This window comes from Kitasatospora sp. CM 4170, assembly GCF_032110285.1.
In the GTDB taxonomy this organism is placed as follows: domain Bacteria; phylum Actinomycetota; class Actinomycetes; order Streptomycetales; family Streptomycetaceae; genus Kitasatospora; species Kitasatospora aburaviensis.
Genome location: NZ_CP134877.1, coordinates 6,737,527 through 6,761,388 on the forward strand (window position 1 = coordinate 6,737,527; position 23,862 = coordinate 6,761,388).

Here is a 23,862-nt window from a genome sequence, read left to right on the forward strand (position 1 = left end):
CGGATCGCCGGGTCCGGCCGGCCGGTCCGGTCGCGCGCCGGCCGCAGGCCGACCGCGGGCGTTACTGATTGACAGGGTGCGTCATACTGTAACGCGCACGGCCCGGGCCGCCGTCGGAGCGGGCAGCGCCGCCCGGCCGCACGGGCCCGCCGGGCCCTCCCCCAGCACCTCGGAGCACGACATGCACCCCTTCCTCGACCACCCGGGGCCGCTGGCCTTCGCACACCGGGGCGGGGACCTCGGCCACCCCGAGAACTCGCTCGCCGCCTTCGAGGCCGCCGTCGCCCTCGGGTACCGCTACCTCGAAACCGACGTGCACGCCACCGCCGACGGCGTGCTGGTGGCCTTCCACGACTCCCGCCTCGACCGGGTCACCGACCGCACCGGGGCGGTGGCCGAGCTGCCCTGGGAGACCGTCAGGCAGGCCCGGATCGGCGGCACCGAGCCCGTCCCGCTGCTGGAGGACCTGCTCGGCGCGTTCCCCGGGGCCCGCTTCAACATCGACGTCAAGGCGGCGCCGGCCGTCGGGCCGCTGGTCGAGACGATCCGCCGGACCGGCGCCTGGGACCGGGTCTGCGTCGGCGGCTTCTCCGACAGCCGCCTGGCCGCCGTCCGGGCCGCCGCCGGCCCCCGGCTGGCCACCTCGCTCGGCCCGCGCGAGGTGGCCCGGCTGCGGCTGCTCTCGCTGGCCGGGCCGCTGCTGCGCGCCGGCCGGGCGCCGTTCGCCGGGGTGTGCGCCCAGGTGCCGGAGCGGCACCTGGGGGTGCGGGTGGTCGACCGGGCCTTCGTCCGCGCCGCCCACCGCCTCGGCCTGCAGGTCCACGTCTGGACCGTGGACGACCCCACACGGATCCGGGCTCTCCTCGACCTGGGCGTGGATGGCATCATGGCCGATCGCATCGACGTCCTGCGGGACGTCCTCGGCGAGAACGGCTGCTGGACCGACGGCAGCACCGGCTCCAGCACCGCGATAGGAACCACATGAGCACCGCGGCCCACCTGAAGGACCCCTTGCCGGACGACGTGGAGACCGCCACCGACGGTCGGACCCTGCGCCGGATGCAGTTCGGCTGGTACATCAACGACTGGGCCAACGCGGCCTTCTCGGCCACCGTCCTGGCGGTGTTCCTCGGGCCGTACCTGACCTCGGTGGCCAAGACGGCCGCCGACGCGGCGGGCGAGGTGCACCCGCTCGGCCTCTCGATCCGCGCGGGATCGTTCTTCCCGTACACCGTCTCCCTCTCCGTGCTGGTGTCGGTCCCGGTGATGCTGCTGACCGGGACGGTCGCGGACCGGACCGGGCGGCACAAGGAGCTGATGTGCGGCTTCGCGTACATCGGCGCGATAGCCACGATGGGGATGTTCTTCCTCGACGGCGACCGCTACCTGCTGGGCGGCGCGCTGCTGGTGGTCGCCAACATCGCGTACGCGGTGTCGGTCGCGCTCTCCTACGCCTACCTCCCGGCCCTGGCCTCCCCCGACGAGCGCGACGCCGTCTCCTCCAAGGGCTGGGCCTACGGCTACGCGGGCGGCGGACTGCTGCTGATCGCCAACCTGGCGCTGTTCGAGGGGCACGACGCCCTCGGCCTGTCCTCCGGCACCGCCGTGCGGATCTGCCTGGCCTCGGCGGGCCTCTGGTGGGCGCTGTTCACCGTCGTCCCGATGCTGCGGCTGCCCTCCCGGGCCGGGGCGGCCCCCGGCCCCGCCGCGGCCGGGCCCGACCGGCCCACCGCCGGCAGCCTGCGCGAACTCGCCCGCACCCTGCGCAGCATGCGCCAGTACCCGCTCACCCTGCTCTACCTGGGCGCCTTCCTCTGCTACAACGACGGCATCCAGACCGTCATCTCCCAGGCCTCGCTCTACGGCAGCGAGGAGCTCGGCATGGACGAGACCTCGCTGGTCGCCGCCGTGCTCCTGATCCAGATCGTGGCCGTCGGCGGCGCGCTGCTCCTCGGCCGGATCGCCCGCCGCCACGGCGCCAAGCGGACCGTCCTCGGCTCCCTGGTCGCCTGGGTGGTCATCCTCGCCCTCGGCTACTTCATGCCCGCCCACCGGCCCGCCTGGTTCTTCGCCCTGGCCTGCATGATCGGTCTGGTACTCGGCGGCAGCCAGGCGCTCTCCCGCTCGCTGTTCTCGCACCTCATCCCGGCCGGCCGGGAGGCCGAGTACTTCAGCGTCTACAAGGTCAGCGACCGCGGCACCAGCTGGATGGGCCCGCTGGTCTTCGGCCTCGCCTACCAGATGACCGGCAGTTACCGCGCGGCGATCATCTCGCTGCTGGTGTTCTTCGTGATCGGCTTCGCCGTGCTGGTGAAGGTCCCCGTCCGGCGCGCCATCGAGGCCGTGGGCAACCCCGTCCCCGAGAGGCTGTGACGGGCCGACCCGCCGATCGGCCGCCCTCGCACCGGCCCCGCCCCGCTCGCACCGAAGCCCTGCTCGTCCTCCCGGACGGGCAGGGCTTCGCCGTGTGCGGACGACCCGCAAGCCGACACGCGGCGCGAAACCGATCACGGAATGCGGACGTTCAAACGCGCCAAGCGTGAACGTTCACCCTATCGGGTGCAGAGCGTGCTGCGGAGCGGCCCAGTCCGCGCCGCCACGCCTACCGTTGGGCGAGCGAGACGGGGCCGCCTGCGGAACTCCCTCTCCCGGGACGAGGCCAGACGACCCGTCATGACCCGCAATCCTTCTCAGAGGAAGGCCCTTCCATGCCCGTGGTCACCAGACCGGAGACACCGCAGGCGTCGCAACCTCCGCACCCGGACCCTGCGGGGGCCGCGGTGGTGCGGTCATGACCGGGACGGCCCTGGACCGGATCCTCGGTGGTCCCAGCGGCCTCGGTACGGCGAGTCTGAACCTGGCCCCGCGCGCGGCGGAGGCGGCGCCGATCCCGGCGGGGCCGCAGCCCGGCGACCCCGTTCCCGGCCTGTACTTCCACCCGGTGCCCGAGCCCGACCCCGTGCGGGTCGCGGAGGTCAGCCGCCGGATCAAGGAATGGGCGATCGACGAGGTCCGGCTCTACCCGCCGGAGTGGGAGGACCAGTTCGACGGCTTCTCGCTGGGCCGCTACATGGTGGCCTGCCACCCCGACGCCCCCGGCGTCGACCACCTGATGGTCGCCACCCGGCTGATGGCCGCCGAGAACGCGGTCGACGACTACTACTGCGAGGACCACGGCGGCTCGCCCGTGGGCCTCGGCGGTCGGCTGCTGCTGGCCCACACCGCGCTCGACCCGCTGCACACCACGGCGGAGTACGGGCCGGACTGGGAGCAGTCGCTCGCGTCGGACGCGCCGCGGCGGGCCTACCGCTCGGCGATGGACCACTTCAACCGCGCGGCCACCCCCTCCCAGTCGGACCGGTTCCGGCACGACATGGCCCGGCTGCACCTGGGCTACCTCTGCGAGGCCGCCTGGGCCGAGACGGAGCACGTACCGACGGTGTGGGAGTACCTGGCGATGCGCCAGTTCAACAACTTCCGCCCCTGCCCGACCATCACGGACACCGTGGGCGGCTACGAGCTGCCCGCCGACCTGCACGCCCAGCCCGCGATGCAGCGCGTCATCGCCCTGGCCTCCAACGCCACCACCATCGTCAACGACCTGTACTCGTACACCAAGGAGCTCGCCAGCCCCGGCCGGCACCTCAACCTGCCCGTGGTGATCGCCGAGCGCGAGGGCGTCGGTGAACGCGACGCCTACCTCAAGGCGGTCGACGTCCACAACGACCTCATGCGCACGTTCGAGGCCGAGGCGGCCGCCCTGGCCGCCGCCTGCCCGGCCCCGACCGTGGTGCGGTTCCTGCGCGGCGTGGCCGTGTGGGTGGACGGAAACCACCACTGGCACCAGACCAACACCTATCGCTACAGCCTGCCTGATTTCTGGTAACCAAGGAGCTCATCCATGTCCATGACCGACATCACCACCGCGAACGGCACCGCGCCCATCCCTGGTCCGGCAACGCCCTACCAGGGCGACATCGCCCGCTACTGGGACCATGAGGCCCGGCCCGTGAACCTGCGCCTGGGCGACGTCGACGGCCTCTACCACCACCACTACGGCATCGGCGACGTCGACCACGCCTCGCTGGGCGACCCGACCGACAGCGAGCGCGAGAAGAAGGTCATCACCGAGCTGCACCGGCTGGAATCCGCCCAGGCCGACGTGCTCCTCGACAACCTGGGCGCCATCACGCCCGACGCCACGCTCGTCGACGCCGGCTGCGGCCGCGGCGGCTCCATGGTGATGGCCCACCAGCGCTTCGGCTGCAAGGTCGAGGGCGTCACCCTCTCGGCCAAGCAGGCCGAGTTCGGCAACCGGCGTGCCAGGGAGCTCGGCATCGAGGACTCGGTGCGCTCCCGCGTCTGCAACATGCTCGACATGCCCTTCGCCACCGGCTCGGTGGCGGGCTCGTGGAACAACGAGTCCAGCATGTACGTCGACCTGCACGACCTCTTCGCCGAGCACTCCCGCATCCTCTCGGTCGGCGGCCGGTACGTGACCATCACGGGCTGCTGGAACCCGATCTACGGCCAGCCGTCGAAGTGGGTCTCCCAGATCAACGCGCACTTCGAGTGCAACATCCACTCGCGCCGGGAGTACCTGCGGGCGATGGCCGACAACCGCCTGGTGCCCCAGGCCGTCATCGACCTGACCCCCGCGACCCTGCCGTACTGGGAGCTGCGCGCCACGTCCTCCCTGGTCACCGGGATCGAGGAGGCGTTCATCTCCTCGTACAAGGACGGCTCGTTCCAGTACCTGCTGATCGCGGCCGACCGGGTCTGACGATCGGACCGGGTCCGGTCCTGCCCGACCTGGCCCGGTGCTGGGCCCCGGCCCCGTTCCCGCCGACGGCGGGAACGGGGCCGGGGCGTGCCCGGGGTGGGGTGGGGTTCCGGCGTGGGGAGGCGGTCAGCGGCGAGTGGGCAGTTCGCGCAGCCCCAGGGCCAGCCAGGACTCGGCCTCGCAGCGCAGCACCTGCCAGCCCGCCAACAGGCTCCCGTCGGCGGTGAGTTCGCCGCAGGCGGTGCGGAGCGCCGCCTCGGCCTCCAGCAGGCAGCCGGCCGTCATGAAGACCACGGCGTCCAACGCCCCGTCGGTGACCCGGATCCGGGCGTGGCCGAGCCGGGCGGGGCCGCGGAGCGCCTGCTCCAACCCCTCCCGGACGGCGGTCGCCTCCACCGCGGTGCCGGACGGCGGGCCGTCCCGTGTCTCGGCGCGGACGCAAATCATGTACACAGCACCAGACTGACCGATCGGCGGGCGGAACGGCCCCGTGTCGCGGTGGCACATGGCGGTCTGGCAGCAAGGTGCCACCGGACGGGGCGCCGGCGCGCACCGGGCAGCCGCCCCTGGCAGCGGCGTGTCAGCGGGCGCCGTCCGCCGGCCCCGGACGGCCCGCCGCCCACCGGCCCGGACGGCCCGCCGCCACCGGCCCGGACGGCACTGGACGGGCCCTGGGCGGCTCCTCAGGCTCCGGCCGCCGCGCCGGTCTCCGCGGCGGCAGGGCGCAGAGCGCCGTCCCGGCGCCGGACGGCGGCCAACAGCCCGGTGACGGCCGGGGACCACGGGCGGGTCGCCGGGCCGGTGAGGGTGAGCGTGCGGTGCACGGCGGGCCGGATCGGGACGAGCACGCAGTCGGCCGGCAGCATGGTCAGCGCCAGCGCGGGCATCACCGAGACGCCGACGCCCGCGTGCACCATGCCGATCAGGGTGTTCAGGTCGCGGATCCGGTGCCGCGGCGCGAACCGGGCGCCGGCCCGCCGGTAGGACTCGCGGATGTGGCGCTCGCAGCCGCCCTCCGAGAGGAGGAAGTCGTCGTCCTCCAGATCGGCGACGTCGACGGCGGACTCACCGGCCAGCGGGTGGTCGCGGCGCAGCAGCGCGTGCATCGAGTCCGCGCCGAGCCCGACCGCTCCCGGCGGCACGGGGCCGGCGTCCACCAGCACGGCGGCGTCCACCGTGCCGGCCTCCAGCCAGACCGGCAGCTCGTCGTCCTCCCCCTCGAAGACCCGGACGGTGAGCCGGGGGTGGGCCGCTCGCCAGTCCTGCAGCAGGGCGGGCAGCAGGCCCTGGCAGACGGTGGTCGGGGCGGCGAGCCGGACGGTTCCGGTGAGGCCGCCCGAGTGCCGGGTGGCGATGGCGCTCACGGCGGCGGCCGAGGCGACCGCCGCCCGGGCGTGCGGCAGGATCTGCTCGCCCAGCGGGGTCGGCCGGGCCGGGGAGGTGCGGAGCAGCACCGGCGCACCGAGGGCCCGCTCCAGCGCGGCCACCGCGTGCGAGACGGCGGACTGGCTGATCCCCAGCTCGGCGGCGGCTACCCCGAAGCCGCCCGCGTCGGCGACCGCGATCAGGGCCCTGAGCTGGGCGAGATTGACCTCGGATGCCATGAGACTTCCTCATCCGTCGACGCCGACCACTTGTTGGACTCATGATCCGCCTCGGCGCCACGCTCTGTCCACGGGGGTCCCGTCCGGCCGGTCCCGCCCGGCGTGCTGCGCCCGGCGGGGCCGGCCGCGCGGGGGCCGGTGCGAGCGAGGAGAGGACGGGGTGGTCGGGGTGGTCGGTCCCGTGGGTGCGACAGGTGCGTCGGGTGCGGTGCGCTCAGCGGGTGCGGTCGGAAGGGCCGGGGGCCGGCGCTGGTGGCCGGGGTTCGTGGCGCTGTCGGCGATCTGGGGCGCAAGCTTCGCGCTGATCAAGGTGGCGGTGGACGCGGGGGTGCCGCCGGTCTGGGTGGCGTGCTGGCGCTGCGTCCTCGGTGCGGCGGCGCTCTGGACGATCCTCGCGGTTCGCCGCGAGCCGGCGCCGCGCGACCCCGCCGTCTGGGGGCACTCGGCGGTGGCCGCCGTGCTGCTCAACGCCGTGCCGTTCGCGCTGTTCTCCTACGGGGAGACCAGGGTCGGCTCGGTGCTCGCCGGGGTGATGAACGCGGCCACCCCGCTGTTCACCCTGCTCTTCACCGTCGCCGCGGTGCCGGGGGAGCGGCGGCCGGGGCCGCGCGGACTGGCCGGGCTCGCCCTCGGCTTCGCCGGGGTGCTGACCGTCCTGGGCGTCTGGCGCGGGTTCGGCTCGGGGGAGGCCGGTGGCGGCCTCGCCTGCCTGGCGGCCACCTGCTGCTACGGCGCCGGCTTCGCCTACCTGCGCCGCCACCTCTCCGCCCGCCCGTACACCGCCACCGCCCTCTCCGCCACGCAGATCGTCTGCGGGGCCGCCGAGTCGGCGGTGGTCGCGCCGCTCGCCGCCGGCCTCCCGCACTGGCCCGGCGCCGGCCCGGCCGCCGCCCTGCTGGTGCTCGGGGCCGTCGGTACCGGGGTGGCCTACATCATCAACCTCGACCTGGTCCGCACCGCCGGGACGGCGGTCGCCGCCGCCGTCACCTATGTGACACCGCTCTGGTCGACCGCCCTCGGTGCGCTGCTGCTCGGTGAGCCCGTCGGCTGGAACGCCCTGCTCGGCGGCGCCGCGGTGATCGCCGCGGTCGCCCTGACCCGGCCCCCGGCCGCGCCCGCGCGGCGCCGGTGGGCGCGGCGGCGCTCGCGCCGGGTGGTCGGCTGACGCGCGACGCGGCGGTGGGGGCGTGGCGGCGGTGCGCGGGCGCGTGCGGCGCACGGCACCGGTGGTGCGCCTGGGTCGGGTGAGCCCGGTGCGCACCTTCGCGCTGACGTTCGGTGCCGAGCGAGTCACGTTCGGTGTCCGGCGCTCGCTATCGTTGGTGCCGTGGTGAGGTCGTGGGACGCGTCGGTGGAACGGGCGCAGGAGCGGTTGGCGGGCGGGCTGCAGTTGCGGGCGGTGGCCGCGGGGGACGTGCGGCGGTTCGCCTGCTGGGACCTCGCGTCGCTGGCGGAGGGGGAGTTGGCGGAGCACGTCGACCCGGAGGCCCTCGACCCGTCGGCCGAGCGGGAGTTGCGCGAGCGGCTCGGCGAGGGCGGCCGTGAGTGGCCGGGCGGCGAGCTGTACCGGCGGCGGTACTGGGTGCTCGACCCCGATGCCCCGGCCGGGTTGCCGGCCGGCACCGTCGCGGTGGACAACTGGACCAGGGGGCCGGGCCAGTTGGCCGTCTCCTCGCTCTACCTCCGGCCCTCGGCCCGCGGCCGCGGGCTGGCCGCCGCGGCCCTCGACGAGATCTACCGGGCGGCGACCACCGAAGGCCTGCCGGGCTACCGCCTGGAGGCGCACTGGACCTGGCGGCACGCCGTCCGGTACTACCTGCGGCGCGGCCTCTGGGTGGTGTCCTGGAAGCGCGCGATCGGCCTGTCCCGGATGCCCCAACTCCCGCCCTACCGGGTGCGGGAGGAGGGCGGCAGGCTGGTGCTGGCGATCGCGGACGGGCCGCGCGGCTGGGTGCCGCTGCTCGCCGCCGGCCGCGAGGGCCGCTGGCTGCGGCTGGACGAGACGGCCGCCTACCGGCAGGCCGGCGGCTGGGTGCACGGCTACGCCCGGCCGACGCTCGCGCTGCACCTCGCGCTGGCCGGCCTGCCGCTGGTGCGCGGCCCGCAGTGGTGGGCGGAGGCCGAGCGCTGGGCGGACATCGGTGAGCCGGAGGGGCTGGCCCACCGGATCGAGCACTTCGAGCGGTCGGCCCGCGACGCCGGCCGCCGCCCGGTGGTCCCGGCTCCGGTGGTCCCGGCCCCGGTGGTCACAGGCGCCCCGGAGATCTCGGCCGCCCCGGCGGCCTCGACCTTCGCGGTCCCGGCTCCGGCCGACCGCCGCTTCGGCGCGGTCGGCGGGCGGCTGGGAGACTCGGAGGATGGCTGAGACCGAGATCGAGATCGACGGCGCGCCGGCGAGCGCGGCGCAGCTGGCCGCCCTGGGGCTGCTCAACTACGGGCACTTCACCACCCTGCGGGCCGAGGCCGGCCGGGTGCGCGGCCTCGCGCTCCACCTGGACCGGCTGGTGCGGGACTGCCGGACGGTGTTCGCCGCCGAGCTGGACCGGGAGGCCGTCCGGGACCGGATCCGCGGCGCGCTGCCCGCGGACGGCGCGCCGGTGATCGTCCGCGTCACCGTGTTCGACCCGGCGCTGGGTCTGGAGCGCCCGGGGGCGGCGGCCGGACCCCGGCTGCTGGTCACCACCCGCCCGGCGCCGGCCGCGGCCCCGGGCCCGCTGCGGGTGCGCACCGCGGCGTACCGGCGGGAGCTGCCGGAGGTGAAGCACGTCGGCCTCTTCGGCCTGATCCGGCACCGCCGACTGGCCCAACTCGACGGCTACGACGATGCGCTGCTCACCGACCCGGACGGCCGGATCACCGAGGGCGCCACCTGGAACCTCGGCTTCCTGGACGCGGACGGGCAGCTGGTCTGGCCCGAGGGCGACGCGCTCCCGGGGGTCACGGCCGCGCTGCTCGCCGGCGTCCACCCCGGGCCGCAGCGGCGCGAGCGCGTGGACGCCGGGAGCGGCCCGGCCCGCTACGCGGCGGCCTTCGCACTCAACGCGGGCGTCGGCGTCCGCCCGATCGCGGCGATCGACGGCACCGACTTCGACCCGGCCCACCCGGGGCTGGCCGGGCTCCGCGCCGCGTACGAGGGGATCGGGGCCGAGGCGGTCTGAGCCGCCGCCGTCCGCGGCTGTCCGCGGTACGAGCCGGTGCGGTCCGGCGTGGTCCGGCGTGGTCCGAGCGCTGCCCGGGGCCGCCCCCCGATCGGGGTGGGGAAAACCCCACCCCGCGTCCGCCAGCGGCCTCCATGGTTGCGCCGGCGCCACCTTCCTAGCCTGGAACACGTCGACGACCAGCGACGACTCCCGAAGGAAGGCCCCACCATGGCACCCCGCCGCGACCGCCAAGCCGCCGAGCAGTACGGCCAGTCCGCCTCCCGCGCCGCGATCGAGCTGCGGGGCGTCCGGCGCACCTACGGCCGGGGCGACGAGGTCGTGCACGCGCTGCGCGGCATCGACCTCGCGCTGGACCACGGCACCTTCACCGCCGTGATGGGCCCCTCCGGGTCGGGCAAGAGCACCTTCCTGCAGTGCGCGGCCGGGCTGGACCGGCCCGACGCCGGCGAGGTGTACCTGGGCGGCGAGGAGATCAGCCGGCTGAGCGAGAACAAGCTCACCAAGCTGCGCCGCAGCCGGATCGGCTTCATCTTCCAGTCCTTCAACCTGCTGCCGTCGCTGACGGTGCTGCAGAACGTCCTGCTGCCGCAGCGCCTCGCCGGCGAGCGCCAGGACCGGGCCCGGGCCAAGGAGTTGCTGGCCCAGGTGGGCCTCGGCCAGCACGCCGGCCGGCGGCCCGGCCAGCTCTCCGGCGGGCAGCAGCAGCGCGTCGCGATCGCCCGCGCGCTGATCACCCGCCCGGACGTGGTCTTCGCCGACGAGCCGACCGGTGCGTTGGACACCCGGACCGCCCACGAGGTGCTCGGCCTGCTCCGGCAGGCGGTGGACTCGATGGGGGCGACCGTCGTCATGGTGACGCACGACCCGGTGGCCGCCTCGTTCACCGATCGCGCGCTCTTCCTGGCCGACGGCGCGATCGCCGGCGAGCTCCTCCACCCGGACCCGCAGCGGGTCGCGGACCGGATGGTCGCGCTGACCGCGCGCCCGGTGGGAGTGGCGGCGTGAGCAACGGTCTGGCCCGCGCCTCGGTGCGCTTCCGGCCCGCGTCCTTCGCGGGCACCTTCCTCGCCCTGTTCTTCGGCGCGGCCGTCATCATGGCCTGCGGCACCCTGCTGCAGACCGGCATCACCGCGAGCGTGCCGCCGGTCCGGTACGCGGCGGCGCCGGTGGTGGTCGCGGGCGACCCCGCCGTCTCGATCGAGGTCGAGATCGGCGAGGACCGGGACGACGTCGAGCAGGCCCTGCCCGAGCGGGCCCGGGTGGACGCGGCACTGGCTGGGCGGATCGCCGCCCAGCCCGGCGTGGCCGCGGCCCGGCCGGACACCGCCTTCCCGGTCCCGGCCGATCCGGCCTCCGGGCTGCCCGTCCTGACCGGCCGCGGCTTCGCCTCGGTCGGCATCGCCGGGCCGGAGGAGAAGCTGGTCGAGGGCCGCGCCCCCGGTGCGGGCGAGGTCGTCCTCGACGCGGACACCGCACGTGCCGCGCACCTCGCGCCGGGCGCCGTGGTGACGCTCACCGCGCCCGGCGGCAGTGGCGGCTACCGGATCTCCGGCCTGGTCGCCCAGCCGGCGACCGCGACCGCCGCGACCACCGCCCCCGCCGGGGCCGCCCACCCGCACCCCACCGCCTGGTTCGCCGACCCGGTCGCCGACCGGATCTCCGGCCACCCGGGCAAGGTCGACGCGATCGCCGTCCAGTCCCGTGCGGGCGTCGAGCCCAAGGCCCTGGCCGCGCAGGTCCGCCAGGCCGTCGGCGACTCCGCGGAGGTGCTCACCGGCGCCGCCCGCGGCACCGCCGAGACGCCCGCGCTCACCGAGAGCCGGGCCATGCTGACCGGGCTCGGCGGTTCGTTCGGCGGCGTCGCCGCGATGACCGCCGTCTTCGCCGTGATGAGCACCGTCGCCCTGGCCACCGGCCAGCGGGCCCGTGAGTTCGCCCTGCTGCGGGCGATCGGCGCCACCCCGCGGCAGATCCGCCGCACCATCGCCACCGAGGCGGTGCTGGTGGCACCCGTCGCCGCCGCCCTCGGCATCCTGCCCGGACTGGCCCTGGCCCGCTGGTGGTTCGGCGAGATGGCGGACCGCGGCGCCGTCCCCGGCACGGTCGGGCTCTCCGTCGGCCCGGTGCCGATGCTCGCCGCCGTCGTCACCTGCACGCTGGCCGCGCTGGGGGCCGGCTTCCTCGCCGCCCGCCGCCCGTCCCGGCTGCGGCCGAGCCAGGCGCTCGGCGAGGCCGCCGTCGAGCCCGGCCGACCGGGCAAGGTGCGGACCGTCGCCGGGCTGCTGTTCGCCGCCGGGGCAGTCTCCCTCGCCGGGGTCGCGGCCGGCCTGGACGGGGCCGACGCCGCCAACACCGCGCTGGGCGTGGTGATGTGCTTCCTGCTGGCCACCGCCCTGCTCGGCCCCTGGGTGGCCCGGGCGGCCGCCGGGCTGCTCGGCGCCCCGCTGCGGCTCGGGGCCGGCGCGTCCGGCTCGCTGGCCGCCGACAACAGCCGGGCCAACGCCCGCCGGCTGGCCTCCGCGATCACGCCGATCGTGATGGTCACCGCCTTCTGCGGGACGCTGCTCTTCCTCCAGACCACGATCGGCCACGTCACGGGCGAGCAGCTGCGCAACGGCATCACCGCCGACCACGTGGTCGGTTCGGCCGGCCCGGGCCTGCCGGCCGGCACCGCCGAGCAGGCCGCCAAGGTGCCCGGCGTGGACGCCGCCGTCGGCGTGCTGCGCACCGGCGCCGTCTACCGCAGCGGCGACACGCTCGCCACCGCCAACGCCCTCGGCATCGACGGCGACCCGGCCGAGCTGCCCCGGGTGATCGACCTCGGGGTGCGCAGCGGCTCGCTGGCCGACCTCGGGCGCTCGGCCGACACCGTCGCCCTGGACGCCGCGCTCGCCGCGGACCTGGGCGTCAAGGTGGGCGACCGGGCCCCGCTCTGGCTCGGCGACGGCACCGCCGTCCGGCCGACGGTGGTCGCCACGTACGAGCGCGGCCTCGGCTTCGGGCAGCTGCTGCTGCCGCGGGCGGCCGTCGCCGAGCACGTCACCGCCGGCTACGACAGCCAGGTGCTGGTGGCGGACGCGCCGGGCGCGGACCGGTCCGCCGTCGCGGCCCGGCTGGCGGCCCTCGGCGCCCCGTCGGGCGGCCAGGCCGGCCAGGGCGGCGCGAAGGCGGGCGGGGGCGCGCAGGCCGGGGCCGGCGCGGTCACCGTCGCCGACCGGTCGGGCTACGTGGCCCAGGCCGACCGGGACCGGGAGATCGGCGCCTGGGCCAACACGGTGATGGCGGGCGTGCTGGGCGGCTTCGCGGCCGTCACCGCCGCCAACACCCTGGTGATGACGGTGCTGGACCGGCGCCGCGAGGTCGCGCTGCTGCGCCTGGCCGGGACGACCCGCCGTCAGGTGCGCGGGATGCTGCGCTGGGAGGCGCTGCTGGTGGCCGCCACCGGGCTGCTGGTGGGCGGCGTGATCGCCTGGATCACCCTCGTGCCGATCACCCGGGGCATCGCCGGAGCCGCCCCGCACATCCCGGCCGGGACGGCGCTGCCGCTGGCCGCCGGGGCGGTGCTGCTCTGCCTGGCCGCGACCGGCCTCCCCGGCCGTGCGCTGCTTCGCACCCGCCCGGTGGCGGCGGGCGGCGGCCGGCAGTGATCCGGCTGCGGTGATCCGGCAGTGACCCGGTGCCGGTGATCCGGCGGCGGCGACGGACGGGCGGTGCGCCACCACGGCGCACCGCCCGTTCGGGTGACGGCCCCGACCGGATCGGCCCAACGGGGTGGACACCGGGGCGAACGATGCCTATCGGTGCCGATCGTGACAAATGATCAGCTACGCTCTCCGCCGCGCCGTCCGGGGCCCGAGCCGCCTCCGGGGGCGCTTTCCCGTTCCCCGCCCGGCCGAGCAGAGAGAAGCCCACCATGAGCAGTCCTCCCGTGGCCCCCGCCCCCCGCTGGCCGCTGATCCTGCTGCGGGCGACCGCCACCGCGCTGGCCGTGCTCGCCGTGGTGCAGACCGCGCTGGCCGGCAGCTTCCTCAACGGCCACTACGAGTCGCTCGGGCTGCACGCGGCGGGCGGGACGGCGCTGGCGGTGGTCGCGTTCGCCCAGACGGTGGTGGGGCTGCTGGTCCGCTGGATCGGCCGCGGCCCGCTCTGGCCGTTCGGCGTCTCGGTCCTCCTGACGGTCGCCACGGCGGCGCAGATCGCCCTCGGCTACCACCGCGCGGTGGGCCTGCACGTGCTGTTCGGCGTGCTGCTGGTGAGCGGCACGCTGTTCACCCTGGTCGGGGCGTGGCGCCGGCGGCTGCCGGTCGGTCGGCCGGCCCCGGACGCGGCGGCCGGGCCCGACGGCGGCGGGCTGCTGCCCCGGCCGGGAGGGCCCATGGAGGTGGCCCAGTGAGGCGCCGCCGGTTCCTCGGGCTCGGCGCGGCCGTGATGGGCGCGGGTGCGCTCGGGGCGTTCACGCTCCCGGCCGCCGCCCGGCTGCTCGCCGAGGGCCTCCCGGGCCGACTGCTGGACAGCGCCGTCGAACTGCCGCAGCCGTTCCAGGTGCCGCTGCCGGTGCCGCAGGTGCTGCGCCCGGTGCGCACCGACGGCACCACCGACCACTACGAGATCACCCAGCAGGTCGCCCGGCTGGAGATCCTGCCCGGCCTGCGGACCGAGATGTGGACGTACGGCGGCAGCTACCCCGGGCCGACCGTGGCCGTCCGGTCCGGCCGGCAGGCGGTGGTGCGCCACCGCAACGAGCTGCCGGTGCCCTCGGTGGTCCACCTGCACGGCGGGCACACCCCGGCGGAGAGCGACGGCTACCCGATCGACCTGATCCTGCCGGCGGCGACCGGCCACCCGTCGGGCGCGGGGCCGGCGCCCGGCACGTCCCGTGCGGCCCACCCGGCCGGGGCGGTCGGGGCGAGTGACCGGTCCGGGAGGACGGGGACGGCGGGCATGGCCGGGATGCCGGGGACGGCCGGGATGCCGGGGATGCCGTTCGGCCGGACGACGGACGGCGACCGCACCTACACCTATCCCGGGCGCCAGCGCGCAGCCACCCTCTGGTACCACGACCACCGGATGGGCTTCACCGGCCCCGGCATCTGGCGCGGCCTGGCCGGCTTCCACCTCGTGCTCGACGACGAGGACGACGCCCTGCCGCTGCCGCGCGGCGACCGCGACCTGCCGCTGATGCTCGCCGACCGTTCCTTCGCCGAGGACGGTTCGTTCCTGTACCCGGCCGTCGACTCCGCGCTCGCCGTCCCCGGCGTCACCGACGAGTACATGAACGGCGTCCTCGGCGACGTGATCCTGGTCAACGGCGCGCCCTGGCCGCGCCTGGAGGTCGACCGCGCCCGGTACCGGCTGCGCCTGCTGAACGCCTCCAACGCCCGCCTCTACCGCCTCGAACTCGACCCGCAGCCCGCCGGCGGCGACGCGCTCGTCCAGATCGCCGGCGACGGCGGCCTGCTGGAGGCCCCGGTGGCCCACGACGCGGTCGAGATCGCCCCGGCCGAGCGGTTCGAGATCGTCGTCGACTTCGCCCGCTTCGCGCCGGGCACCTCCGTCCGGCTGGTGAACCGCTTCGGCAGCGAGCGGACCGCCGAGGTGATGCGCTTCGACGTCTCCTCCCGCACGGTCACGGACGACTCGACGGTCCCGGAGCGGCTCTGCAGCCTCGAACGGCTCGACCCCGAGCTCGCCGTCACCACCCGGCGGTTCGGCTTCCGGCGCAGCCGCAGCTCCGGCTGGACCATCAACAACCAGGGCTACGAGCCCGGTCGCGCCGTCGCCAACCCGGCCCTCGGCAGCACCGAGATCTGGAGGTTCTTCACGGACGTGCACCACCCCGTCCACCTCCACCTGGACCACTTCCAGGTGCTCTCGCGCAACGGTGCCGCGCCGGGCCCGTACGACGCCGGGTGGAAGGACACCGTCGACCTGCGGCCGGCCGAGTCGGTGGAGGTGCTGGTCCGCTTCACCGACTACCCGGGCACGTACATGCTGCACTGCCACAACCTGGAGCACGAGGACATGGCGATGATGGCGGACTTCGTCGTGGAGTAGGGGTCGTGGAGTGGAGCGGCGGGTCGGGGCCGCGGGTCGCGGCACGGCCGGGCGCGGGCGGGACAGCGCGGCCGCCACCCCGGGCGGGCCGCGGCCGCCGGCCGGGCCGTCACCCGGGCGGCGCAGCGCGGGCGGGCCCGCGAACGGCCCGCCCGCGCCCCGACGTGCCGGGCGCGGGCCGGTGACCTAGCGTCGCGAGCAGGAGTCACCGCCCGGCACGACCAGGAGCATCGCCCGGCATGACCAGGAGGAGCGCATGACCAGTCCCGCCGAACGCCGCCGGAGCGGCCGGGCCGCCCGCGAGCGGGTCTCGCGCTCCGCGCACGGCCGCTGGATCCCCGACGCGGACCGGCCCGATCCGATCCGCGTGCTGGAGCGGCAGGGTGCCGACCGCCTCACCGAGCTGCTGCCGATCCGCTACGGCCGGATGTCCGACTCCCCGTTCGCCTTCCTGCGCGGCGCCGCCGCCGTGATGGCCGCCGATCTGGCGGCCCTGCCCGACACCGGCATCACCGTCCAACTCTGCGGCGACGCACACCTGTTGAACTTCGGTGTGTACGCCTCGCCGGAGCGGTCGCTGCTCTTCGACCTCAACGACTTCGACGAGACCTACCCCGGCCCCTTCGAGTGGGACGTCAAACGCCTGGCGGCGAGCGTGGCCGTCGCCGCCCGGGACAACGGGCACGGCGCGGGCGACGTCCGCCGGGCCGCACTCACCGCCGTGCAGGGCTACGCGACCGCGATCCGGCGGCTGGCGGCGATGGCCGAGCTCGACGTCTGGTACGCCCGGATCGACACCGAGGCCCTCCTCCCGCTGGTCCGCAAGCGCAAGCGCCGGGCCAAGCTGGAGGCCGGCCTGGAGCGCGCCCGCCGCCGCACCAGCCTGCAGGCCTTCGGCAAGCTCACCGAGACGACGGAGGACGGCCACCGCCGCATCATCAGCGACCCGCCGCTGATCGAGCCGGTACCGCGGGACGAGCTGCGGCGGCTCGGCAAGATCTTCAGCGACTACCGCGCCACCCTGGCCGAGGACCGCCGGGTGCTGCTCGACCGGTTCCGGTTCGTGGACGCCGCCCGCAAGGTGGTCGGCGTCGGCAGCGTCGGTACCCGCTGCTTCATCGTCCTGCTGGAGGGCCGGGACGCGCAGGACCCGCTGTTCCTCCAGGTCAAGGAGGCCGGCCGGTCCGTGCTGGAGGACTACCTGCCGGCCTCCCGCCCGCACGCCGAGGCGCCGGTCGTCCACGGCGGCGAGCGCGTCGTCACCGGCCAGCGCCTGATGCAGGCCGCCAGCGACATCTTCCTCGGCTGGACCACCGGCCCGGCCAGCCGGCACTTCTACGGCCGCCAGCTGCGCGACATGAAGGGATCGGCGGACATCGCCGACATGCCCCCGGCCGTCCTGCGCGACTACGCCGACCTCTGCGGCCGCGCCCTGGCCCGCGCCCACGCCCGCTCCGGCGACCGGCTGGCCATCGCCGGCTACCTGGGCTCCGCCGACACCTTCGCGGAGGCGATCGCCGACTTCTCGGTCCGCTACGCCGACCGGACGGAGGCCGATCACGCGGCGCTGCTGGCGGCCGTCGACTCCGGTGAGGTGGCGGCCAGGAAGGGCATTTGACGGGCGGTCGGAAGCGGCTCGGGCCGGGTGGGGGTCCGCTCGACGGCCCGGACCTCGCTCCCGTGGGCGCGACCGCCGGCCACATCCTCGGCGGCCGGGCGTAGCGGACCGGCGCCCAGGGGGTCCGGGGGCTGGGCGACGTGCCTGCGGGGCGCTGCTCCGAGTGTTGTGGCGGTGCTGTGTTCGGCCGGAACCCATCCTGCGGGGGCCGGGTGAGGGTGTCGTTCCCCGGCGCGGAACCGCCCGTCCCAGCCCGGTCGAACGGCGGGGGTACGGCCCCGCCGGTCGGTGGATCGGCGGGGCGCCGACCACCCGCCGAAGGGCGGGGGTGGGTTCGGACGTCCAGTCAACTCTCGTACTGAACCGGGAAGTTGTTGAACCCCCCGCGGGGCACCCGCGTCATTTGCATGTCTTCGACAAGCTTATTCCCCGTCAGTAACATGGCGCTCGTGTGGCCGTTCGGGCCGCCGTTGAAGCCATTGGTTCCCGGGCAGTCGTGTGCGCGTCCGCCGCTTCGAAAGAGTTCCGTTGAAGAGTCCCCTCGGCACGGCGGTCCGCCCTGCCCTCGTTTCGCTGCTGCTGCTCGGTGTCGCCGCGTGCGGGCCCACCTCGGGCACGCAGCAGGCGACCTCGATCACCGTCGACGGTCCCGGCGCGGTCCCCGTCGCCGCCTCGGCCTCCCCCTCCGCGGCCGCGGCGAGCCCGGCGGCCTCCCGGCCGTCCGGCGCCCCGCACGCCCACGCCACCACCCAGGCCGCTGCGCCGACCGGGTCCGCCCCGGCCTCGCCCGCCGCCGGGCAGCCCGCGCCCGGCACCCTTCCGGTGGCCGCCGCCCAGCCGGGCGCCCAGCAGGCTGCGATCGGTGCACCGGGCAAGGACGGCGCGGCCGTCGCCCCGGAGGCGAAGAACCTCCAGCTCACCGCCTACGACCCGGCCGCCGGCACGGCGGTCCTGACGGCGGAACCGGCTGCCGGGCCGTCGGCAACGCCGTCCGCCACGCCGTCCGCCGCCCGGTCCGCCGCTCCCGCGGCGACCGCGTCGGCCACCCCCTCGGCCGGTCCCTCGCCCGCCGAGGCCGTCAAGCCCGGCCAGCTGATCGCCAGCCCGCCGACCGAGGCCGCGCCGCAGGGCGCGCTGGTCGCGGTCACCGCGGTGAAGTCCGCGAACGGCGGGGCCGTCACCCTGTCCACCCGACCGGCGACCCTCTCCGAGCTGCTGGGCAAGGCCGAGGCCGACGGGCAGGTCCCGGTCGACCCGAACGGCATCAAGGTCACCCCGCTGGTCAAGGACCTCAAGGCGACCGTCGCCCGGGAGAACGGCACCACCACCGCCGACGCCTCCGGCACCCTGGAGGTCGACGTCAAGGCCCCGATCCCGCTGCCCGAGGGCCTGAGCGCCGACGCCTCCGCGTCCGTCCAGCTGCACCCCTCGCTGCACTTCGCGTACCACGGCGCGGGCGTCGGCACCCCGCGCACCGCGTCGATCGGCTTCGACCTGGGCGCCCACGCCCAGTGGAAGGTCAGCGGCGACCTCCGCCGCAGCACCGGCGCCGCCCCGATCCGCCTGCCGTTCGCCAAGCTCCAGGCCAGCCCGGTCGTGACGGTGGCCGGGCTGCCGGTGGTGGTCAACCTCGGGCTCACCTGCTACCTGGAGATCGGCGCCGACGGCCAGGTGCACGTCGAGGCCGAGCAGGAGATCACCGGCACCTGGTCGGTCCGTTCCGACTACACCGGCGGCCGCGGCTGGTCCCCGGTGACGGACGCCGCCGACACCAAGGTCTCCCCGGTCCACGTCCGCGTCACCGGCAAGGCCGCCGTCCGGGCCGCGCTCGGCGCCGAGGTCAGCGTCGGCCTCTACGACACGGTCGGCGTCGAGGCCACCGTCGCCCCCTACCTGCGCGCCCAGGCCGACGGTGAACTCGCCGTCGACCTGCCCGGCGGCAAGCCCCAGGTCAAGGGCAGTTGGGCGCTCCTCGGCGGCGTCGACCTGAACGGCGCCCTCACCGCCCACCTCAAGATCTTCGGCACCCCGATCATCGAGGGCAAGCTCCCGCTGCCGCCCTTCCACCGCGAGTGGCCGATCCTCTCCGGCTCCCTGCCGAGCCCGGCCGCGTCGAAGTCCTGACCCACCGCGGTCCGTCCGTACCCGCCGCGGTCCGTCCGTACCACCCCGTTCCACCCCGTCCAGCGCCCCGGCTCGCCCGCACCGAGCCGGGGCGCTCCGCGTTGGTCGCGGTGGCGGGGGCGGCACCTCCGGGCCCCGCCCGGTTCACGGACCGTTGCGGAGAGGGCCCATGGACATCCGGACCACCGGCCGGGAGGATCGCGGTATGGCTTCTGACGGACCGTTGACCGACCACGAACTCACCGCGATCGAACGGCGCGCGGCAGCGGCCGCGCCGGGCCCGTGGCTGGCCTCGCCGGACGGCGAGGGGCGCGGCCTGGGCGGGGAGAGCTTCATCCGGATCCAGCCCCGCGCCGACGTCGACGACGAGCTGTACGTGCGCCGGTACGTCGACGACGAGGAGGTGGTGTCGCGGGACCCGCGGCTCCACGCGGACCTCGAATTCATCGCCGCCGCCCGCGAGGACGTGCCCCGGCTGGTCGCCGAGGTCCGCCGCCTCCAGGCCGTCCTCGACCGCCGCCGCGGCGGCTGGTGACGGTCGGGCCGGAGGGCGTGCCGGCTCCCTGAGCGCTCAGCTCATCGCCCAGACCGACGGGTCGTGGGGGGGGGCGAGCCGGGGGCGCTCGGCGGGCGGCGAGGTCGGCCTACGGACGGCGAGGGCGTCCGCAAGGTCGGAGGCGGTGACCTCGCGCAGGTCCGTGCCCCGCAGCCGGGCCAGTGCGCCGGCCTCGTCGAGCAGGGCGATCGCCGATCCGGGCGGCGCCTGGTCGGGCAGCAGCTCCCGGGCGAGGAGCGCGGCCTGTTCCAGCAGGTCGTCCGGGATCTCGACCCTGTGGTGCTCCGCCAGCCGCGGGGCGGCCTGCCGGAGGATCTCCACCACTTCCTCCAGCGCGGGCTCGTCCACCGGGAGCACCTGGAGCAGGCGGTCGAGGCCGGCGTCCGGGTCCCGCAGCCGGTACGCCGCGGTGGTGCAGGCCGCGACGACCCGGACGCCCGGGCGGCCGAGAACGGGCGTACTCCAGCGAGTTGAACTCCGGTGCCGCGAACTCGCTGTCCGTCAGGGCGAGGTAGAGGTCGTGGCGGCGGCCGCCGACCAGGCCGTGCCCGGCGAAGTAGACCAGCAGCAGGTCCTCGGCCTCCTGCGCGGCGGCGCGCAGCCGCCGGCCGACCGTGCGCAGGTCACCGTCGTCCAGCAGGACGGTGCAGTGCTTCTCGGGCACCAGCCCGTGCGCGGAGTCGGTGAACAGGGCCGCGAGGTCGGTGATGGTCCGCGGCACCGTGTCGAGGTCCGGGAGCTGTGGATCGGTGTACGTTCCCGCGCCGATCAGGACGATCCGGGACCGCTCGGGATCCGGCAGGCGCATCTCACCCCTGCCCGGGCTCGTCGCGGTCGAGCACCCGGCGCAGCACGGCCTCCAGCTCGGTCGCGCCCACCCGCTTGGCGTCGATCTCGACCGACTCGCCGCCCGGGCGCCGGATCCTGAGCCGGACGTCGCTGCGCCGCGGCTGGGCGAACCAGGTGCGCAGTGAAGCGGCCAGGACCGAGACGGCGCCCCCGGCCCCGAGGGCGACCGTCAAGGTGTCCAGGACGGAGCCGAGTTCGCCGTGCGCGGGCGGCTGCCCGGCGAGGCCGACGCCCGCGAGCCCGGGCTCGCCGCGCAGCCAGTCCGCGAGCGACTCGGCCTCGGCGGCGGTCTCCTCGCCGGTCACCACGATCTGCACGTCCACGGAGCTCCCCAGGTGCGGTCCGGAACCCGACCCGGCTCCGGGGCCGGAAGTGGCCCGGGAGCGGACGGAGTTGAGGCCCGTCAGCATACTGTCACCGGGGGAGGCCCGCCGTGCCGTCGGCGGAATCCGGGGGGAGTGAGCACCGGTCACCTCGGGCGGGTGGCGTCGGGCGGGGTGCCCTCGGACCGGTGCCCCTCACGTGGTTGACCTCGGGCGGTCGAACTCGGGCGCGCGCCCTCAGGCGGGTGGAGCGGCCGGGGTGAGCAGGTGGAGCGCGCCCGGCACGGCCGCCACGTCCACGGGCAGGGCCGCCATGAACTCGCCGTCCGCGTAGGCCGTGATGCCCGGCGACTCGATCCGCAGCGACGCGGTGCGGTGCGTGGTGACCTCCTCGTGCTCGACGTGCGTGCCCTTGAAGATGGTGGGGAAGAAGCGGGCTATCCGCCGCCGCGGCATGGCGTCGACCAGGGTGACGTCGAGCAGGCCGTCCGCGGGGTCGGCGGTCGGGCAGATCAGCATGCCGCCGCCGTAGCTGCTGGTGTTGCCGATCGCGGCGAGCGTGAGGTCGCGCTCGACGACCGTCCCGTCGGCGAGGGTGATCCGGAACGGCAGCGGGCGGAGGTTGGCGAACTCGACCAGGATGGCGAGGTTGTAGCGCATCCGGCCGCGCGGCCAGCGCAGCCGGTTGGTGCGGTCGCTGACCAGGGAGTCGAAGCCGCTGGCGAGCACCGAGCCGAACCAGTGCGCCGTGCCGTCGGGGCCGGTCACCCGCCCGAGGTCCACCGTCCGGGTGTGGCCGGCGGCGATCACCTCGGCCGCCGCCTCCGGTTCGTCGCGCGGCAGGCCGTACGCGCGGGCGTGGTCGTTGCCGGTGCCGGCCGGGACGACGCCGAGCGGGAGGTCGGTGCCGGCCGTCGCCTGGATGCCCAGGTTGATCATGCCGTCGCCGCCGACGACGACCAGCGCGTCGTGCGCGCCCTGCGTGACCGCCGTGCGGGCGAGGTCCAGCGACTCCTCGGCCGAGCCGCCCGCCCGGGCGTCGACCTCGACGCCCAGGGCGCGCAGCCGGGCCTCGGCGCGGCGGGCCGCCGGCTCGGAGTGGCCGGCGGCCGCGGCCGGATTGGTGAGGAGAACGACGCGGGCGATGGTTCTCCGGCCGCTCACGGGATCAGCTTGCCCGGGTTGAGGATGCCCGCCGGGTCCAGCTCGGCCTTGACCGCGCGCAGGATCCGCACGCCCAACTCGCCTACCTCGTCGGTCATCCACGGCCGGTGGTCGGCGCCGACGGCGTGGTGGTGGGTGATGGTGGCGCCCTGGGCCGCGATCGCGTCGCACGCGGCGCGCTTGGCACCGGCCCACTGGGTCAGCGGGTCCGACCCGAGCGCGGCGACCACGGTGAAGTAGAGCGAGGCGCCGGTCGGGTAGACGTGCGAGATGTGGCAGAGGACGAGCGCGCCGGGCAGCGCCTCGGTCAGCGCCGCCGTGACGGCGAACCGCAGGTCGGAGAGGCGGCGCCAGTCGGTGGCCGTCTCCAGCGTCTCGCACAGCGCACCGGCGGAGAGTAGCGAGTCCCGCAGGTACGGCGCGTTGAACCGGCCGTGCTCCCAGGCCCGGGCCGGCGCCTCGCCGAGCGAGGTGCCACCGGCGGCCAGCAGCGCCGTCCGGGTGAGCTCGTGGCGGGCGGCGACCTGCTCGGGGGTGCCCTCGAACACGGTGACCGCGAGGCAGCCGGTGACGGCCGGCTCGCCGCCGATCTTCTCCGTCATGGCCAGGTTGACCATGGTCTCGGCCTCGTCGGAGAGCCGGATCACGGTCGGCCCGGTGCCCTGCTGCTCCACCGCGCGCAGTGCGGCGGTGCCGGTCGCGAAGTCCGGGAAGGACCAGGCCTCGTAGGCCTTCGCGGCCGGGACGGGGTGGATCCGCACCCGCACCGCGGTGATGATCCCCAGCGTGCCCTCGGAGCCGAGGAACAGCTCGCGCAGGTCGGGGCCGGCGGCGGAGGCGGGGGCGCGGCCGAGGTCCAGCACGCCCGCCGGGGTGACGACGCGCAGGCCGCGCACCATCTCGTCGAACCGCCCGTACCCGGCGGAGTCCTGGCCGGAGGAGCGGGTGGCGGCGAAGCCGCCGATGGTGGCGAAGCGGAAGCTCTGCGGGTAGTGGCCGAGTTCGAAGCCGCGCTCGGCCAGCAGCGCCTCCGCCGCCGGGCCGGTCAGGCCGGCGCCCAGGACGGCCTCGCCGGAGGTCTCGTCCAGGTCGAGCAGGGCGTCGAAGCGGCGCAGGTCGAGCGAGACGACGGCGGCGAGCCCGCCGCGCTCGGGGTCGAGGCCGCCGACCACGCTGGTGCCGCCGCCGAACGGCACGACGGCGATCCGGCGCTCGGCGCAGAGGGCCAGCAGGGCGGTGATCTCGTCCTCGCTGCCGGGCAGCACGACGGCGTCCGGCGCGTCCTGCGGCTCGCGGCTGCGCCGGCGCAGCAGGTCGGGGGTGGACTTGCCGCCGGCCCGGGGGAGGCGGTCGGCGTCGGCGGCGCTGACGTGCGCCTCGCCGACCACGGCGGCCAGGGCCTTGAGGTCCTCGGCGGTCAGCCGCGAGGGGTGCAGCAGGACCTCGTCGGCGCCCGGTCCGGGCGCCGCGTCACCGGTGACGCCGAGGGCGGCGGCCAGCAGCGCCTTGACGTCGGCGGACAGCTCCTTGGCGAGGGCCGGGTCGCCCCAGGCGTCCCACTTCATCGGGGGGAGCGGCAGCGCGGCGCCGGCCGGTCCCGCTTGCGTCTCGGATTCCATGCGTTAC

20 protein-coding genes are annotated in these 23,862 nt (G+C 75.9%); 14 read left to right on the forward strand and 6 right to left on the reverse strand.

What is annotated here, in order from left to right:
* The first annotated feature begins 181 nt into the window (after positions 1-181).
* The 4 genes from RMN57_RS28515 (at position 182) to RMN57_RS28530 (ending at position 4,783) form a co-directional block, all read left to right on the forward strand.
* Positions 182-985: a glycerophosphodiester phosphodiesterase gene (locus tag RMN57_RS28515; RefSeq protein ID WP_313766146.1), complete on the forward strand. Its 804-nt coding sequence runs from the start codon at positions 182-184 to the stop codon at positions 983-985.
* Positions 982-2,373: an MFS transporter gene (locus RMN57_RS28520; protein WP_345328642.1), complete on the forward strand. Its 1,392-nt coding sequence runs from the start codon at positions 982-984 to the stop codon at positions 2,371-2,373. The genes RMN57_RS28515 and RMN57_RS28520 overlap by 4 nt, the downstream gene beginning before the upstream one ends.
* 310 nt (positions 2,374-2,683) lie before the next feature.
* Positions 2,684-3,886 carry a family 2 encapsulin nanocompartment cargo protein terpene cyclase gene (locus RMN57_RS28525; RefSeq protein ID WP_380237124.1) on the forward strand — a complete coding sequence of 401 codons (1,203 nt, stop codon included), beginning with the start codon at positions 2,684-2,686 and terminating at the stop codon, positions 3,884-3,886.
* A gap of 15 nt (positions 3,887-3,901) precedes the next feature.
* Positions 3,902-4,783 carry a geranyl diphosphate 2-C-methyltransferase gene (locus RMN57_RS28530; RefSeq protein ID WP_313766147.1) on the forward strand — a complete coding sequence of 294 codons (882 nt, stop codon included), beginning with the start codon at positions 3,902-3,904 and terminating at the stop codon, positions 4,781-4,783.
* A 126-nt stretch (positions 4,784-4,909) separates the two neighbouring features.
* On the opposite strand, the gene RMN57_RS28535 is transcribed toward RMN57_RS28530, so the two are convergent.
* Both RMN57_RS28535 and RMN57_RS28540 read right to left on the reverse strand, forming a co-directional pair.
* Positions 4,910-5,236: a hypothetical protein gene (locus tag RMN57_RS28535; RefSeq protein ID WP_313766148.1), complete on the reverse strand. Its 327-nt coding sequence runs from the start codon at positions 5,234-5,236 to the stop codon at positions 4,910-4,912.
* Between the two features lie 230 nt (positions 5,237-5,466).
* On the reverse strand, positions 5,467-6,387 hold the full coding sequence (locus tag RMN57_RS28540) for a LysR substrate-binding domain-containing protein (RefSeq protein ID WP_313766149.1): 921 nt from the start codon (positions 6,385-6,387) through the stop codon (positions 5,467-5,469).
* A 265-nt stretch (positions 6,388-6,652) separates the two neighbouring features.
* Here RMN57_RS28540 and RMN57_RS28545 point away from each other — a divergent pair, with 265 nt between their 5' ends.
* The 10 genes from RMN57_RS28545 to RMN57_RS28590 all read left to right on the forward strand — a co-directional run bounded on the left by RMN57_RS28545 (position 6,653) and on the right by RMN57_RS28590 (position 19,879).
* Positions 6,653-7,552, forward strand: a complete 900-nt coding sequence (locus RMN57_RS28545) for a DMT family transporter (protein WP_313766150.1) — start codon at positions 6,653-6,655, stop codon at positions 7,550-7,552.
* Between the two features lie 162 nt (positions 7,553-7,714).
* Positions 7,715-8,752 carry a GNAT family N-acetyltransferase gene (locus RMN57_RS28550; protein ID WP_313766151.1) on the forward strand — a complete coding sequence of 346 codons (1,038 nt, stop codon included), beginning with the start codon at positions 7,715-7,717 and terminating at the stop codon, positions 8,750-8,752.
* The gene (locus tag RMN57_RS28555) at positions 8,745-9,545 is read left to right on the forward strand and encodes an aminotransferase class IV (protein ID WP_313766152.1); all 801 of its coding nucleotides are present in this window, start codon (positions 8,745-8,747) and stop codon (positions 9,543-9,545) included. Before RMN57_RS28550 ends, RMN57_RS28555 begins: the two co-directional genes overlap by 8 nt.
* 210 nt (positions 9,546-9,755) lie before the next feature.
* On the forward strand, positions 9,756-10,553 hold the full coding sequence (locus tag RMN57_RS28560) for an ABC transporter ATP-binding protein (RefSeq protein ID WP_313766153.1): 798 nt from the start codon (positions 9,756-9,758) through the stop codon (positions 10,551-10,553).
* Positions 10,550-13,195, forward strand: coding sequence for an FtsX-like permease family protein (locus RMN57_RS28565; protein WP_313766154.1), 2,646 nt, complete (start codon positions 10,550-10,552; stop codon positions 13,193-13,195). Before RMN57_RS28560 ends, RMN57_RS28565 begins: the two co-directional genes overlap by 4 nt.
* 266 nt (positions 13,196-13,461) lie before the next feature.
* Entirely contained in the window at positions 13,462-13,941 is a 480-nt protein-coding gene (locus RMN57_RS28570; protein WP_313766155.1) for a hypothetical protein, read from the forward strand.
* Positions 13,938-15,602 (forward strand): multicopper oxidase domain-containing protein, encoded by a 1,665-nt coding sequence (locus RMN57_RS28575; RefSeq protein ID WP_313766156.1) that lies wholly within the window; start codon positions 13,938-13,940, stop codon positions 15,600-15,602. The genes RMN57_RS28570 and RMN57_RS28575 overlap by 4 nt, the downstream gene beginning before the upstream one ends.
* Before the next feature lie 256 nt (positions 15,603-15,858).
* On the forward strand, positions 15,859-17,220 hold the full coding sequence (locus RMN57_RS28580; protein ID WP_313766157.1) for a DUF2252 domain-containing protein: 1,362 nt from the start codon (positions 15,859-15,861) through the stop codon (positions 17,218-17,220).
* A gap of 528 nt (positions 17,221-17,748) precedes the next feature.
* Entirely contained in the window at positions 17,749-19,344 is a 1,596-nt protein-coding gene (locus RMN57_RS28585; RefSeq protein ID WP_313766158.1) for a hypothetical protein, read from the forward strand.
* Between the two features lie 205 nt (positions 19,345-19,549).
* Positions 19,550-19,879: a hypothetical protein gene (locus RMN57_RS28590; RefSeq protein WP_313766159.1), complete on the forward strand. Its 330-nt coding sequence runs from the start codon at positions 19,550-19,552 to the stop codon at positions 19,877-19,879.
* Positions 19,880-19,915: 36 nt separating this feature from the next.
* Here the strand turns inward: RMN57_RS28590 and RMN57_RS28595 are convergent, their stop codons facing one another.
* From RMN57_RS28595 to RMN57_RS28610, 4 genes are all read right to left on the reverse strand, one after another.
* Positions 19,916-20,248 (reverse strand): hypothetical protein, encoded by a 333-nt coding sequence (locus RMN57_RS28595; RefSeq protein ID WP_313766160.1) that lies wholly within the window; start codon positions 20,246-20,248, stop codon positions 19,916-19,918.
* 461 nt (positions 20,249-20,709) lie between these two features.
* Positions 20,710-21,072: an effector-associated constant component EACC1 gene (locus tag RMN57_RS28600; protein ID WP_313766161.1), complete on the reverse strand. Its 363-nt coding sequence runs from the start codon at positions 21,070-21,072 to the stop codon at positions 20,710-20,712.
* 237 nt (positions 21,073-21,309) lie between these two features.
* The gene (locus RMN57_RS28605) at positions 21,310-22,236 is read right to left on the reverse strand and encodes a diacylglycerol kinase (RefSeq protein WP_313766162.1); all 927 of its coding nucleotides are present in this window, start codon (positions 22,234-22,236) and stop codon (positions 21,310-21,312) included.
* Entirely contained in the window at positions 22,233-23,855 is a 1,623-nt protein-coding gene (locus RMN57_RS28610) for an FAD-binding oxidoreductase (protein WP_313766163.1), read from the reverse strand. The genes RMN57_RS28605 and RMN57_RS28610 overlap by 4 nt, the downstream gene beginning before the upstream one ends.
* Positions 23,856-23,862: the final 7 nt, after the last annotated feature.